The sequence below is a fragment of the Streptomyces sp. NPDC046122 genome, assembly GCF_056429965.1.
On record NZ_JBWKLQ010000001.1, the window covers coordinates 66,761 to 79,851 of the forward strand.

Consider the following 13,091-nt stretch of genomic DNA (forward strand, 5'->3'; position numbering starts at 1 on the left):
CTTCTTACGGTGTTGCCTGCTCGACAAACTGGCTCAGTGCCGTTGTGTCGAGCGGTGCCCGGCCCCGAAAGGCCCGGGGAAACGCCCGGCGGCGGACCGCCAGGGCGAGACACTCAGAGGCGGGGTGAACGTACGCACCCCGGCCGGGCAGCGTACCGCGAGGATCGGGGACACATTCACCCTCGATCTCCACGATGCGCAGCAGTTCACGCTTGGCCGCTCGCTCCCGGCATCCCACACAGGTTCGCTCAGGGCATACGCGGGCATGCGTCCGGCCAGACACTATTAAGTCTACCTCCCCGCGGCGACCTCGCCCCATGGGGGCAAAAATCGAACGGTTGTTGTCGTAAAACCGGCCTCAGTCCTGGTCGGAGGACTGCGGCTGCTCGGTGTCGGAACGGATGTCGATGCGCCAGCCGGTGAGCCGCGCGGCGAGGCGGGCGTTCTGGCCCTCCTTGCCGATCGCCAGCGAGAGCTGGTAGTCGGGAACGGTGACGCGGGCGGAGCGGGCCGCCATGTCGACGACCTCGACCTTGCTGACGCGCGCGGGCGACAGGGCGTTGGCGACCATCTCGGCCGGGTCGTCCGACCAGTCCACGATGTCGATCTTCTCACCGTGCAGCTCGGCCATGACGTTGCGCACCCGGCCGCCCATCGGGCCGATGCAGGCGCCCTTCGGGTTCAGCCCCGACCGCGTCGAGCGTACGGCGATCTTGGAGCGGTGGCCGGCTTCGCGGGCGATGGCCTCGATGACGACCGAGCCGTCGGCGATCTCCGGCACCTCGAGGGCGAAGAGCTTCTTCACCAGGTTCGGGTGCGTGCGGGAGAGCGTCACCGACGGGCCGCGCACACCCTTGGCCACCCGTACGACGTACGAGCGCAGCCGCAGGCCGTGCGTGTACTCCTCGCCGGGCACCTGCTCCTGCACCGGCAGGATGGCTTCCAGCTTGCCGATGTCGACCAGGATGTTCTTGGGGTCCCTGCCCTGCTGGACGACACCGGTGACGACGTCGCCCTCGTGGCCCGCGTACTCGCCGAAGGTCCGGTCGTCCTCGGCGTCGCGCAGACGCTGGAGGATGACCTGCTTGGCGGTGCTGGCCGCGATCCGCCCGAAGTCGGACGGGGTGTCGTCGAATTCCTTCGGCTCCTGGCCCTCTTCGAGGTCGGCCGGGTCCTCCTTCGCCCAGACCGTCACATGACCGGTCTCGCGGCTGAGCTCCACGCGCGCGCGGCGGTGGCTGCCCTCGGTGCGGTGGTACGCGATGAGGAGGGCCGATTCGATCGCCTCGACCATCAGGTCGAAGGAGATCTCCTTTTCTTTCGCCAAGCCCTTCAGGAGCTTTACGTCGATGTCCATGGCTACGCCTCCTCTTCCTTCTTGTCCTTGCGGTTGAACTCGATCTCCACCCGCGCCTTGGCGATGTCCGCGAAGGCGACACGGCGGGCGGTGGGCTTGCGGCCCTTCACGCCCGGCACCTCGAGGTCCAGTCCCTCGTCGTCCACGGTGAGAATGCGCGCGACCAGCTCGTCGCCGTCGTTCAGCGTCAGCTTGGCGAGGCGGCCGGTGGCCCGTACGTAGTGGCGGTGCTCCGACAGCGGGCGGTCGGCGCCCGGGGAGCTGACTTCGAGGACGTACTCGCCCTCACCCATCGCGTCCGTCTCGTCGAGCTTCTCGGAGACGGCGCGGCTCAGCTCGGCACAGGCGTCGAGTTCCACGCCTTCGTCGGAGTCGACGACGATCCTCAGCTGGCGGCGCCTGCCGGCCCGGGACACCTCGATGTCCTCCAGATCGAGGCCTTCCGCGCTGACCAGTGGTTCCAGGAGTGCGCGCAGCCTGTCGCTCTGGGTGGTGCTCATCCGGGTGACTCCTCGGCCGCGTGTGCTGTTGTGTGGATCGTCGCGTGTCAGATCAAAGGGTATCCGGTCCCGAGGGGTGTTGCCGTCCGCCCGCCGGGGAGCCGCGGGTACGCTCGCCTGCGGTGATCACCGCAGCGGCCCGAGGGAGACACAGTGCGGCGCACGGAAACCACACGCAGGGGTGCGCTCGCGGCGACCGGGGCCGCGGCCGCCGCGCTGCTGGCCGGCTGTGCGCGCGACACGGCTCCGCGCGGCCGGGAAGGCTCCGACGGGGCGGTGGCCGCCGTGCAGGCCGAGGCGGGGATGCGCAAGCGCTCCGCGCGGACCAGGCGGACGCTGCTCGCGCACTACGACGCCGTGATCACCGCCCACCCCTCCGCCGCCGGCCGGCTGCAGCCGCTGCGCGACGCCGTGGCCCGGCAGGCGGACGCCCTGCGGGGCGAAGGCGCGGCGGTACGCGCCGCGGCGCCCCCGGCCGTCGCCGCGGAGGCCGGCGCCGCGCTGCGGGAGCTCGCCGCCGAGGAGCGGCGCGCCGCCGACGCGCACACCGCGGCGCTCGTCGACGCGCCGCCGGAGCTGGCGCGGCTGCTGGCGTCGGTCGCCGCGGCCGGCGCCGCGCACGTGTATCTGCTGACCGAAGGGAGCCAGGGGTGAGCGGGACGCCGACCGCCGCACGGGCGGTGGAGGCCGTGCAGGCCGCGCTGGCCGCGGAACACGCCGCCGTGTACGGGTACGGAGTCGTCGGCGGCCGGGTCGCCGAGGGACGCCGTGACGAGGCGCGGGAGGCGTACGACGCCCATCGCGCGCGGCGTGACGCGCTGGAGCGGACCGCGCGCGACCTGGGCGCCACCCCGGTGGCCGCGGCCGCCGCGTACGCCCTGCCGTTCCCGGTGCCGGACGCGGCGGCGGCCCTGCGGCTCGCCGCCGAACTGGAGGACCGGGTGGCCGGGGTCTACTCCGACCTCGTACGCGCCGCCGGCGGCCCCCTGCGGCGCGAGGCGGCGGGGGCGCTGCGGGAGGCAGCGGTGCGGGCGGTGCGCTGGCGCGGGCGCGGCGTAGCCTTTCCTGGGCTCGCCGAGCTGACCACGCCGGCCGTGAGCCGCAAGCAGTGAGACGCGCGCCGGCCCCGGGGCCGGCGCGCGACCGGCCCTCGCACCGGCTTTTGAAGGGGACACCACACGCATGCTTTTCGAACCGCCGCAGCGTCTCGTACGAGCGCTCGGCGAGGCGTACCCGGAGGTGGCCGCCGACTGGCTCGGACGACTGCCGGAGCTGACCGAAGCGGCGGTCGCGCGGCGGAAGTTGACCGTCGAGCGGGTGCAGAACCCGGGCGGCAGGAGCAGTCTGGTCGTTCTCGTGCGCCGGCAGGACGGCACGCCCGCCGCGCTCAAGATCGCCCCCGAGGCGGCCGGGCCCGGCCCGGAGCGCGCGGCGCTCGCGCACTGGAACGGCTGGGGCGCGGTGCAGCTGGTCGACGGGGACGCCGGGGCCGGTGCACTCCTCCTGGAGCGCCTGCACTCCGAGGTCTCGCTGCGTTCACTGCCGGAGGCCAAGGCGCTGCTGGAGGCAGCCGGGATCGTCCGCAGGCTGTGGATCGAGCCGCCCCCGGCGCACCCCTTCGAGACGGTCGCCGCGCGCACGGCCCGCCAGGCGGCGGCGATGCGCTCCGCCGATCCGGCCCTGGCCCCGCTGGTGGACGCGGCTCTCGCGGCGCGCGACGAACTGGCGGCGTCGGCGGACGAACTGCTGCTGCTGCACGGCAACTTCAGGCAGGGGAAGGTCCTCGCCGGCGACCGGGCGCCCTGGCTCGCCGTCGGTCCCGAGCCCCTGGTCGGCGAGCGGGCGTACGACCTGGCCCGGCTGGTCCGCGACCGGGTCGAGGACCTCGTCGCCACGGCGGCGGGCGCGTCCGCCACCCGCCGACGGGTGAACAAGCTCGCTGACTCCCTGGACGTGGACCGGGCCAGGCTGCACGGCTGGACGCTGTTCCGCGCGGTGGAGTCGGGCCTGCGGGCGACGGCGGCCGGCCGCCACCAGGACGCCGAACTGCTGCTGGAGTTCGCCGGCTGGCTGTAGCGCCGGGGGCACGCACGAGGGCCCCGCGCGATCCGCGCGGGGCCCTCGTGGTGCTGCCGGCCGGATCAGGCGGTCAGGCGGGCGATCGCCTCGTCGACCGTCAGCTCCTCGCGCTCGCCCGTGCGGCGGTCCTTCAGCTCCACGACGCCCTCGGCGCTGCGGCGGCCCGCCACCAGGATCTTCGGTACGCCGATGAGCTCGGCGTCCGTGAACTTGACGCCCGGCGAGACGCCCGGACGCTCGTCGACCAGCACGCGCAGACCGGCCGCGCCCAGCTTGTCCGCGACCTCGACGGCCAGCTCCGTCTGGAGCGCCTTGCCCGCGGCGACGACGTGCACGTCGGCCGGGGCGATCTCGGCGGGCCAGCACAGGCCCTTGTCGTCGGCCGACTGCTCGGCGAGCGCGGCGACGGCGCGGGAGACGCCGATGCCGTACGAGCCCATGGTCACGCGGACGGGCTTGCCCTGCTGACCGAGCACGTCGAGCTGGAAGGTGTCGGCGTACTTGCGGCCGAGCTGGAAGATGTGGCCGATCTCGATCGCGCGGTCCAGCTTGAGGCCGGTGCCGCACTTCGGGCAGGGGTCTCCCTCTTCGACCACGACGACGTCGAGGTAGTCGTCGACCTGGAAGTCGCGGCCGGCGACGACGTTCTTCGCGTGCTTGTCCTGCTGGTTGGCGCCGGTGATCCAGGCGGTGCCGGCGGCGACGCGCGGGTCCGCGATGTAGCGGACCTTCTCCAGCCCCTGCGGGCCGACGTAGCCGCGTACGAGGTCGGGGCGGCCCACGAAGTCCTCGGCCGTGACCAGCTCGACCACGGCGGGCGCCAGGTGCTCGCCGAGCTTGCCCAGGTCGACCTCGCGGTCGCCGGGGACGCCGACGGCGACGATCTCGCCGTCGACCTTGACCAGCAGGTTCTTGAGGGTGGCCGAGGCCGGTACGCCGAGGTGGTCGGCCAGGGTCTCGATCGTCGGGGTGTCGGGGGTGTCCAGCTCCTCGACCGGTCCGTGCTCCGCGCCGTCGTACGCGGCGGCGACGGCCTCGGCGCTGAACGTGACGGCCTCGGTGTTCGCGGCGTAGTCGCACGCCGGGCAGTCCACGAAGGTGTCCTCGCCGGCCGCGGCCGGGGCCAGGAACTCCTCGGACGCCGAGCCGCCCATCGCGCCGGACACGGCGGAGACGATGCGGAAGTCGAGGCCCAGGCGCGCGAAGATCTTCTGGTACGCGGCGCGGTGCAGCGCGTACGACTCCGCGAGGCCCTCGTCGGTGGTGTCGAAGGAGTACGAGTCCTTCATCTGGAACTCACGGCCGCGCAGCACGCCGGAGCGCGGACGCGCCTCGTCGCGGTACTTCGTCTGGATCTGGTAGAGCATGACCGGCAGGTCCTTGTACGACGTGCACTGGTCCTTGACGGTCTGCGTGAAGATCTCTTCGTGCGTCGGGCCGAGCAGGTAGTCGGCGCCCTTGCGGTCCTTGAGACGGAAGAGCAGGTCGCCGTACTCCTCCCAGCGGCCGCTCGCCTCGTACGCCTCCTTGGGCAGGAGCGCGGGGAGCAGCACCTCCTGGGCGCCGATCTCGTCCATCTCCTCGCGGACGACGCGCGTGATGTTCTCGAGGACCTTCTTGCCCAGCGGGAGCCAGGTCCAGATCCCCGCCGCGTTCCGGCGGACGTAGCCGGCGCGCACCAGCAGCTTGTGGCTGAGCGTCTCGGCGTCCGCCGGGTCGTCACGCAGTGTCTTGACCATCAGACGGGACATGCGCTGGACCTGGGCCATGGTGAACTCCTGCGAAGAAAAGTGTGAGGGCTAGGAGGTTAGCCGGGCGGCGTCGGGCACGGGAAATCCGTTACCGGCCGTGACGGCGCAGCGGGAGCGGCGCGCCCATCACGGCGTACGGCCTGGGAGCGCTCGGGAAGTGGACCCGGCGGGCCAGGTCGACGTAGCCCAGTGCCCGGTAGAGGCCGCGGGCCGGGCTCTCGGTGTCGATCGCGGAGAGGATCGAGCGGGGCTCCTGCGCGGTGTCGGTGATGGCGGTGATGAGCCGGCGGCCGATGCCGCGCGCCTGGTGGGCGGGGGCGACGTGGAGTTCGGTGATGACGAAGGAGTTGTCGAGCCAGCCGTCGCTGCCGGTCTGGCGCAGGTACGGCTCGACGACCGTGGACCACCAGTGGGCACGGCTGTTGGGCATCCCGTAGACGAAGCCGACGAGCCTCCCGTCGGGCGTCGTGGCGCCGAGCGCCCGGGCGCCGGGGTTCAGCAGGTGCCGCAGCACGATGTGACGGCGCACCCCGATCTCCTCGTCGGTGAGGCCGAAGGCGAGGGCCTGTACGGCGAGCGCCTCGTCCACGCGCGCGGCGAGATCGACGGGCTCGATCACAACGGCGGGGGTCTGGGGTTCTCCCCCGGAAAGAGGTGCCATGGAGCGCACCCTACTTCGCGGGGAGGTCAGAACAACACGCTCATAAACGCGCCGACCTCGCGGAATCCGACCTTCCGGTAGGCGGCGCGGGCGGCGGTGTTGAAGTCGTTCACGTACAGGCTGACGATGGGCGCGACATCGGCCAGCGCGTAGCGCAGGACGGCCGCCATGCCGGTCTCGGACAGGCCGCGGCCGCGGAACTCGGGGGCCACCCAGACGCCCTGGATCTGGCACGCCTGCGCGGTCGCGGCGCCGATCTCCGCCTTGAAGACGACCTTGCCGTCGTCGATGCGGGCGAACGACCGGCCGGAGGCGACGAGTTCGGCGACCCGCGCCTGGTAGAGCAGCCCGCCGTCGCCGGCGAGCGGCGAGACGCCGACCTCCTCGGTGAACATCGCCACGCACGCCGGCATGATCACGTCCATCTCGGCCTTGCCGATGCGCCGGACGCGGGGGTCGGGCCGAACGTCGGGCGAGGGCTGCTCGGTGACCATGAGCGGCTGGTGCGGTCGTACGTCGCGGGCGGGTCCCCAGCTGGGTTCCAGCAGCCGCCACAGCTGCCGGGTGGTCTCGGCGGGGCCGACGATCGAGGAGCAGCGGCGGCCGGCCCGGCGGGCGCGGTCGGCGAAGCCCCGGACGGCTTCGGGGGTCGCGCAGATCGGGACCAGGTTGGCGCCGGAGTAGCACAGGGAGCGGAGGCGGCCGTCGGCGTACCAGCCCCACATCTCGCCGCCGAGGCGCCACGGGTCGAGTCCCGCCGCCTGCACGCGCGAGGTCACGAAGGCGTTGGCGACGGGCTCGCTTTCGAGGATCGCGAGAGCGGCGCCGAGTTCGCCGGGGTCGAGGACCCGGGTAGTGGTCTGAGTCAACACGTGAGGGGCCTCACCGTACGGTCTTCTGATCTCCGCACTCTACCGGGCGCTCCCGCGGGACGCCGCAATACGGGACGGAGCCCTGCCGGGGGCAGGGCTCCGTCCCGTACAGGTGCGGGGGAAGTCAGTGACTGACGGCGGCCTCGGGCTCGCCGACGGCGTCGACGACCGGAGGGCCGGACGGGACGCCGTCCTTCTCCATCTGCTCGGCGATCTTCAGCGCCTCTTCGATGAGGGTCTCGACGATCTTCGACTCGGGCACGGTCTTGATGACCTCGCCCTTGACGAAGATCTGGCCCTTGCCGTTGCCGGACGCGACGCCGAGGTCCGCTTCACGCGCCTCGCCGGGACCGTTGACGACGCAGCCCATGACGGCCACGCGCAGCGGCACCTCCATGCCGTCGAGACCGGCGGCCACCTGGTCGGCCAGCTTGTAGACGTCGACCTGGGCGCGCCCGCAGGACGGGCAGGACACGATCTCCAGGCGGCGCTGCTTGAGGTTGAGCGCCTCCAGGATCTGCAGGCCGACCTTGACCTCCTCCGCCGGCGGCGCGGACAGCGAGACGCGGATGGTGTCGCCGATGCCCTCGCTGAGCAGCGCGCCGAACGCCACGGCGGACTTGATGGTGCCCTGGAACGCGGGGCCCGCCTCCGTCACACCGAGGTGCAGCGGGTAGTCGGACTGGGCGGCGAGCTGGCGGTAGGCGTTGACCATCACGACCGGGTCGTTGTGCTTGACCGAGATCTTGATGTCACCGAACCCGTGCTCCTCGAAGAGCGACGCCTCCCACAGCGCGGACTCGACCAGGGCCTCGGGCGTGGCCTTGCCGTACTTCTTCAGCAGGCGCGCGTCGAGCGATCCGGCGTTGACGCCGATGCGGATCGGCGTCCCGGCGTCGGAGGCCGCCTTGGCGATCTCCTTCACCTTGTCGTCGAACTGCTTGATGTTGCCCGGGTTCACCCGGACCGCCGCGCAGCCGGCGTCGATGGCGGCGAAGACGTACTTCGGCTGGAAGTGGATGTCCGCGATCACCGGGATCTGCGACTTGCGCGCGATGGTGGCCAGCGCGTCGGCGTCGTCCTGGGTGGGACAGGCCACGCGTACGATCTGGCAGCCCGAGGCCGTCAGCTCCGCGATCTGCTGGAGCGTCGCGCCGATGTCGGACGTCCTGGTGGTCGTCATCGACTGCACCGAGACGGGTGCGTCCCCGCCGACGGCCACCGACCCGACCTGGATCTTGCGGCTGACCCTACGGTCGGCGAGCTTCGTCGGAACGGACGGCATTCCGAGAGAAATTGCAGTCATCTGCTGTGCAACCCCAAGTGTGGATCAAGGTCCCGAGATCGGCGGGCTCCGGACTTCGAGGTTACGTCACCGCGAAAGCCCGGAGCACACCACGTCACCGCGTCCGCTCAAGAGATTCGTACCGGATTGACCACATCGGCCACCAGTACGAGCGCCGTGAAGCAGATGAAGACACCGGCGACCACATAGGCCACGGGCATCAGTTTGGCGACGTCGAAGGGGCCCGGGTCGGGCCGCCGGAACACCTTCGCCACCGTGCGCCGCAGCGACTCCCACAGGGCACCCGCGATGTGTCCGCCGTCGAGCGGCAGGAGCGGGAGCATGTTGAACAGGAAGAGGGAGAGGTTGAAGCCGGCGATGAGGAACAGCATCATCCCGACGGTGTTCTCCATGGGCAGTCCGAGACCGAGGATCTCGCCGCCGACGCGGGCCGCGCCGACCACGCCCATCGGGGAGTCGGCCTTGCGCTCCTCGCCGTTGAACGTCGCGTTCCACAGGTCGGGGACCTTGGACGGCAGGTCGATCAGCGAGTTAACGCCGGACTCGATCATCACGCCCATGCGGTCCAGCGATTCGGTGAAGGACAGCGGGGTGACAGCCGAGCCGGGCCCGAAGCCGAGGTAGCCCGCCTCGACGTACTGATCGGCGATGGGCTGCCCCTGGGCGTCCTTCTTGGCGACCTTGTTGGCGATCAGGTCGGCCTTGAGGACCTTCTGGGCGCCGTCGCGCTCGACCGTGATCGTGGCCGGGCCGATGGTCTCGCGGATCCGGTCGGACAGGGTCGTCCAGTCCTCGACGGGCCGGCCGTTGAAGGCGACGATCCTGTCGCCCTTCTCCAGGCCGGCGGCCTTGGCGGGCGACGCGGGGTCGCCCTTGCGGCAGTCGCGGTTCTCGCTCTGCGCGACCACACAGGGGACGACCGTGTCGACGGTGGTCGTCTGCTGGTTCAGGCCGATCGTCATGAAGACGCCGAGGAAGATCGCCACGGCCAGGATCAGGTTCATGAAGGGGCCGGCGAACATCACGATCACGCGCTTCCACGGCTTGCGCGTGTAGAAGAGGCGCGTCTCGTCGCCGGGCCGCAGCTCCTCGTACGCCGCCGAACGGGCGTCCTCGATCATGCCGCGCCACGGCGAAGTCGACCGGGCCTCGATCTTGCCGTCGGGTCCCGGCGGGAACATTCCGATCATGCGGATGTAGCCGCCGAGGGGGATGGCCTTGATGCCGTACTCCGTCTCACCCCGGTGCCGCGACCAGAGGGTCGGGCCGAAGCCGACCATGTACTGCGGCACGCGGACGCCGAAGAGCTTGGCGGTCGAGAGGTGGCCGAGCTCGTGCCAGGCGATGGAGACGAGCAGCCCGGCGAAGAAGATGACTATCCCGAGGACCGTCAACAGGATCGTCGTCATGCGCGAGCCTCCGCTGTTGCCTGTGCTGCGATTTCACGGGCCCGGGCTCGTGCCCAGGTCTCGGCTTCCAGGACGTCCGCGACCGTGAGCGAGGTTCCCGTACGAGGGGCGCCGTGCTCGGCCACTACTGCGGCGACCGTATCCACGATTCCGGTGAACGGCAGCCGTCCCGCGAGAAACGCGTCGACGCACTCCTCGTTCGCGGCATTGAACACCGCCGGAGCCGTGCCCCCGAGCGTACCGACGTGGCGGGCGAGTCCCACGGAGGGGAAGGCGTCGTCGTCGAGCGGGTAGAACTCCCAGGTCGACGCCTTGGACCAGTCGAAGGCGGGGGCCGCGTCCGGGACGCGCTCCGGCCATCCGATGCCGATGGCGATGGGGCCCCGCATGTCGGGCGGCGTCGCCTGGGCGAGCGTCGAGCCGTCGGTGAATTCCACCATCGAGTGAACGTACGACTGTGGGTGGACGACGACCTCGATGCGGTCGAAGGGGATGTCGTACAGGAGGTGCGCCTCGATGACCTCCAGCCCCTTGTTGACCAGAGTGGCCGAATTCACGGTGATCACCGGGCCCATCGCCCAGGTGGGGTGCGCGAGTGCGTCCTGTCGGGTGACGCCGGCCAGCTCGGCCTTCGTCCGTCCGCGGAACGGGCCGCCGGACGCGGTGACGACGAGCTTGCGCACGTCGGAACGGGTACCTCCGGCGAGGGCCTGGAAGAGCGCGGCGTGCTCGGAGTCGACCGGGATGATCTGGCCGGGCTTGGCGAGCGCCTTCACGAGCGGGCCGCCGACGATCAGCGACTCCTTGTTCGCGAGCGCGAGCGTGCGGCCCGCTTCGAGGGCGGCCAGGGTCGGGGCGAGGCCGATGGATCCCGTGATGCCGTTGAGCACCGTGTGGCACGAGGAGGAGGCGACCTCGGTGGCGGCGTCGGGCCCGGCCAGGATCTCGGGGAGGGGCTCCGCGTTTCCGTACTGGGCCGCGAGCGCCTCGCGCAGGGCGGGCACCGCGTCCTCGCGGGCGACCGCGACGGTACGGACCCGCAGCCGCCGCGCCTGCTCGGCGAGCAGGGCGACCCGGCCGCCGGCCGCGGAGAGCGCGGTGACGCGGAAGCGGTCGGGATTGCGGAGCACCAGGTCGATGGCCTGGGTTCCGATGGACCCGGTGGAGCCGAGGACGACGATGTCGCGGCGGCCTTCGGACGGGTCGAAGGCGATGTGCGGGTCGGCGAGGGGGGCTGGACTGTCGCTCATGCCCCCCATTGTTGCCGCAATGGCGCACCGCGCGGACAACGCGCCCCTTCGATTCACCGCCGCCGTGCCGGCGGGGCGACCGCGGAGGCCGGCGGGAGCACCGCCGCGGCGGGGTGGCGCGGCGGCGGCGGGGTGGCGCGGCGGCGGCGGCCGGCCGCCGGTGCGCCGCGTACGCGCCTACCCCATCGGCCGGGGCGGCGACGGCCGTTCGGCGTACGGGCCGGCCCGCGGATCACCTCGGTGCGACCACCGACCGGAACTTCTCCCACTGCGCGTCGGTGACCGACTCGGGCACACCGCCGAAGTCCTTGGTGTCGGTGATCTCGCCCCGGAAGGAGAGGGTGGCCGAGCCGGAGCGCACGACGGTGAGGTACTCGTGGAGCTTCAGCTTCCCCTTCACGTCGAGAATCGTGAAGTGGTACGCCCTGGCCTCGTCCGCGCCCGCGCCGAGGTCGGGCGCCTCGACCCGCTCCACCTTCAGGTACCTTCCCCTGGCGATGGCCCGTACCTCGGTGAAGCCGTCGGCGCACTCCCGGCCGGCCCGGTCGAGGGCCTTCATCACCCGGGCCGCGTCGCCGCCCCCGTACGAGCGGAGCTGCACGGCGACGGTGAGGCCGAGCATCTCGTCGGGGACGTCGACCTGGCGGCTGACCTCGCTCTTCAGGTCGAAGCCGGTGACGTCGGCGGCGAGGCTGACCAGGGGCTGGCAGACGGCGGGATCGGCCGTGTAGTCGTCGCCGTGCGGCGCGCCGAGGGTGAACTCGGACGCGGTGTACTTGCCGACCGTCTCACCGTCGGTGAAGGAGGCGGCGGTGAGCTGGGCCTCGGTGAGCGCCCGGGGCCCGGTGGCGCTCGCGGACGCCCGGTCCTCGCCGCCGGGCCGCTTGCCGTCCTGGCCGGCGTCGCCGTCCGGGCCGCCGCCGCACGCGGCCGCGCCGGCCAGCAGAAGACCGCCCGCCGCGAGGGCCGCCCCACGCCGCCGCCGGCTGTGCTTTCCCGCCCCGAACATGCGTGACCCCTGGTTCTGTTGACGCGTGGGTGAGTGCACGATTGTGGTGCATGGGTGCGGTTCGCGCCACAGGCACCGCCCCGGACGCCCATTCGCCCGTACGAGAAGGAGCCCGCCGTGGCCACCGAACGCATCGATCCGTTCGTCGTCGCCGGTGAACGCCAGACCCTGCGCGCCCTGCTGGACTTCCACCGCGCGACGCTCGCCATGAAGTGCGACGGGCTGAGCGACGAGGACCTGCGCCGGCGTTCGGTGCCGCCGTCGACGCTGTCGCTGCTGGGTCTGGTGCGGCACATGGCGGAGGTGGAACGGGCCTGGTTCCGCCGGGTGATCAGCGGCGAGGACATCCCGCTCGTCTGGTCGGACGAGGGCGACTACCAGGTGGCGTACGACGCGACCTCGGCCACGCGGTCGCAGGCGTTCGACGCCTGGCGGACGGAGGTCGAGCACGCGCGGCGCATCGAGCGGGAGGCGGAGTCGCTCGACGTGACGGGCGTCTGGGCCCGGACGGGCAAGGACGTGTCGCTGCGGCTGGTGATGCTGCACATGATGCACGAGTACGCCCGCCACAACGGCCACGCCGACTTCCTGCGCGAGGCGATCGACGGAAGCGTCGGCGTGTGACCCGTGACCGCGGGGCCGCAAGTGAGCCGCGGATCCACTCGGTTGAGGAGTCCGGTGCCGGGGAGGCCGGCCGCGTGGTGCGGTGCGCGGGCCGAGTCGCGCGCGTCGGGCGGGAGTTGGCGGTTCCGGCGGCTTCGGACCTCGCGGCGGAGTGCCTCCTCGTCGCACGGGAGGGCATCCAGCGCTACGAGAACGCGCCCGTCGCGCTCTTGGGTCCGCCGCACGCCGCGAAGGTCCGGCTGCCGGTGCCCGGATTCCGGGCTGAGGCCGCGG

The 13,091-nt window shown here is 72.0% G+C and carries 14 protein-coding genes; 4 read left to right on the top strand and 10 right to left on the bottom strand.

All coding sequences use genetic code 11. The features are described from left to right. Positions 1–4: 4 nt before the first annotated feature. From AC07FK_RS00250 to rimP, 3 genes are all read right to left on the bottom strand, one after another. Complete coding sequence (locus tag AC07FK_RS00250; protein WP_479101200.1) at positions 5–283, bottom strand: YlxR family protein; 279 nt, start codon at positions 281–283, stop codon at positions 5–7. A 75-nt stretch (positions 284–358) separates the two neighbouring features. After that, on the bottom strand, positions 359–1,357 hold the full coding sequence (nusA, locus tag AC07FK_RS00255) for a transcription termination factor NusA (protein WP_479101202.1): 999 nt from the start codon (positions 1,355–1,357) through the stop codon (positions 359–361). 2 nt (positions 1,358–1,359) lie between these two features. Continuing rightward, positions 1,360–1,857, bottom strand: a complete 498-nt coding sequence (rimP, locus tag AC07FK_RS00260; RefSeq protein WP_479101204.1) for a ribosome maturation factor RimP — start codon at positions 1,855–1,857, stop codon at positions 1,360–1,362. 153 nt (positions 1,858–2,010) lie between these two features. On the opposite strand from rimP, the gene AC07FK_RS00265 reads away from it, so the two are divergent. The 3 genes from AC07FK_RS00265 (at position 2,011) to AC07FK_RS00275 (ending at position 3,933) form a co-directional block, all read left to right on the top strand. Further along, positions 2,011–2,511: a hypothetical protein gene (locus AC07FK_RS00265; RefSeq protein WP_479101206.1), complete on the top strand. Its 501-nt coding sequence runs from the start codon at positions 2,011–2,013 to the stop codon at positions 2,509–2,511. Next, the gene (locus tag AC07FK_RS00270; RefSeq protein WP_479101208.1) at positions 2,508–2,969 is read left to right on the top strand and encodes a ferritin-like domain-containing protein; all 462 of its coding nucleotides are present in this window, start codon (positions 2,508–2,510) and stop codon (positions 2,967–2,969) included. Before AC07FK_RS00265 ends, AC07FK_RS00270 begins: the two co-directional genes overlap by 4 nt. Positions 2,970–3,039: 70 nt before the next feature. Continuing rightward, on the top strand, positions 3,040–3,933 hold the full coding sequence (locus AC07FK_RS00275) for an aminoglycoside phosphotransferase family protein (RefSeq protein ID WP_479101210.1): 894 nt from the start codon (positions 3,040–3,042) through the stop codon (positions 3,931–3,933). Between the two features lie 65 nt (positions 3,934–3,998). Here the strand turns inward: AC07FK_RS00275 and AC07FK_RS00280 are convergent, their stop codons facing one another. The 7 genes from AC07FK_RS00280 to AC07FK_RS00310 all read right to left on the bottom strand — a co-directional run bounded on the left by AC07FK_RS00280 (position 3,999) and on the right by AC07FK_RS00310 (position 12,194). Beyond that, positions 3,999–5,705 carry a proline--tRNA ligase gene (locus AC07FK_RS00280; RefSeq protein WP_479101212.1) on the bottom strand — a complete coding sequence of 569 codons (1,707 nt, stop codon included), beginning with the start codon at positions 5,703–5,705 and terminating at the stop codon, positions 3,999–4,001. Between the two features lie 70 nt (positions 5,706–5,775). Beyond that, complete coding sequence (locus AC07FK_RS00285; protein ID WP_479101213.1) at positions 5,776–6,348, bottom strand: GNAT family N-acetyltransferase; 573 nt, start codon at positions 6,346–6,348, stop codon at positions 5,776–5,778. A gap of 26 nt (positions 6,349–6,374) precedes the next feature. After that, entirely contained in the window at positions 6,375–7,220 is an 846-nt protein-coding gene (locus AC07FK_RS00290; RefSeq protein WP_479101215.1) for a GNAT family N-acetyltransferase, read from the bottom strand. 124 nt (positions 7,221–7,344) lie between these two features. Further along, on the bottom strand, positions 7,345–8,526 hold the full coding sequence (gene ispG, locus AC07FK_RS00295; RefSeq protein ID WP_479101217.1) for a flavodoxin-dependent (E)-4-hydroxy-3-methylbut-2-enyl-diphosphate synthase: 1,182 nt from the start codon (positions 8,524–8,526) through the stop codon (positions 7,345–7,347). 107 nt (positions 8,527–8,633) lie between these two features. After that, a complete protein-coding gene (locus AC07FK_RS00300) occupies positions 8,634–9,935 on the bottom strand; it encodes a M50 family metallopeptidase (RefSeq protein ID WP_479101219.1) in 1,302 nt (433 codons plus the stop codon). Then, a complete protein-coding gene (gene dxr, locus AC07FK_RS00305) occupies positions 9,932–11,185 on the bottom strand; it encodes a 1-deoxy-D-xylulose-5-phosphate reductoisomerase (protein WP_479101221.1) in 1,254 nt (417 codons plus the stop codon). The genes AC07FK_RS00300 and dxr overlap by 4 nt, the downstream gene beginning before the upstream one ends. 232 nt (positions 11,186–11,417) lie before the next feature. Continuing rightward, positions 11,418–12,194 (bottom strand): hypothetical protein, encoded by a 777-nt coding sequence (locus tag AC07FK_RS00310; RefSeq protein WP_479101222.1) that lies wholly within the window; start codon positions 12,192–12,194, stop codon positions 11,418–11,420. 117 nt (positions 12,195–12,311) lie between these two features. Here AC07FK_RS00310 and AC07FK_RS00315 point away from each other — a divergent pair, with 117 nt between their 5' ends. Next, on the top strand, positions 12,312–12,818 hold the full coding sequence (locus AC07FK_RS00315) for a DinB family protein (RefSeq protein ID WP_479101224.1): 507 nt from the start codon (positions 12,312–12,314) through the stop codon (positions 12,816–12,818). Positions 12,819–13,091 lie beyond the last annotated feature (273 nt).

Coding starts and splice junctions, on each gene's coding strand:
- AC07FK_RS00310 (WP_479101222.1), bottom strand. CDS start 12,194: ATGTTCGGGGCGGGAAAGCACAGCCGGCGGCGGCGTGGGGCGGCCCTC.
- dxr (WP_479101221.1), bottom strand. CDS start 11,185: ATGAGCGACAGTCCAGCCCCCCTCGCCGACCCGCACATCGCCTTCGAC.
- AC07FK_RS00280 (WP_479101212.1), bottom strand. CDS start 5,705: ATGGCCCAGGTCCAGCGCATGTCCCGTCTGATGGTCAAGACACTGCGT.
- ispG (WP_479101217.1), bottom strand. CDS start 8,526: ATGACTGCAATTTCTCTCGGAATGCCGTCCGTTCCGACGAAGCTCGCC.
- AC07FK_RS00300 (WP_479101219.1), bottom strand. CDS start 9,935: ATGACGACGATCCTGTTGACGGTCCTCGGGATAGTCATCTTCTTCGCC.
- AC07FK_RS00285 (WP_479101213.1), bottom strand. CDS start 6,348: ATGGCACCTCTTTCCGGGGGAGAACCCCAGACCCCCGCCGTTGTGATC.
- rimP (WP_479101204.1), bottom strand. CDS start 1,857: ATGAGCACCACCCAGAGCGACAGGCTGCGCGCACTCCTGGAACCACTG.
- AC07FK_RS00275 (WP_479101210.1), top strand. CDS start 3,040: ATGCTTTTCGAACCGCCGCAGCGTCTCGTACGAGCGCTCGGCGAGGCG.
- nusA (WP_479101202.1), bottom strand. CDS start 1,357: ATGGACATCGACGTAAAGCTCCTGAAGGGCTTGGCGAAAGAAAAGGAG.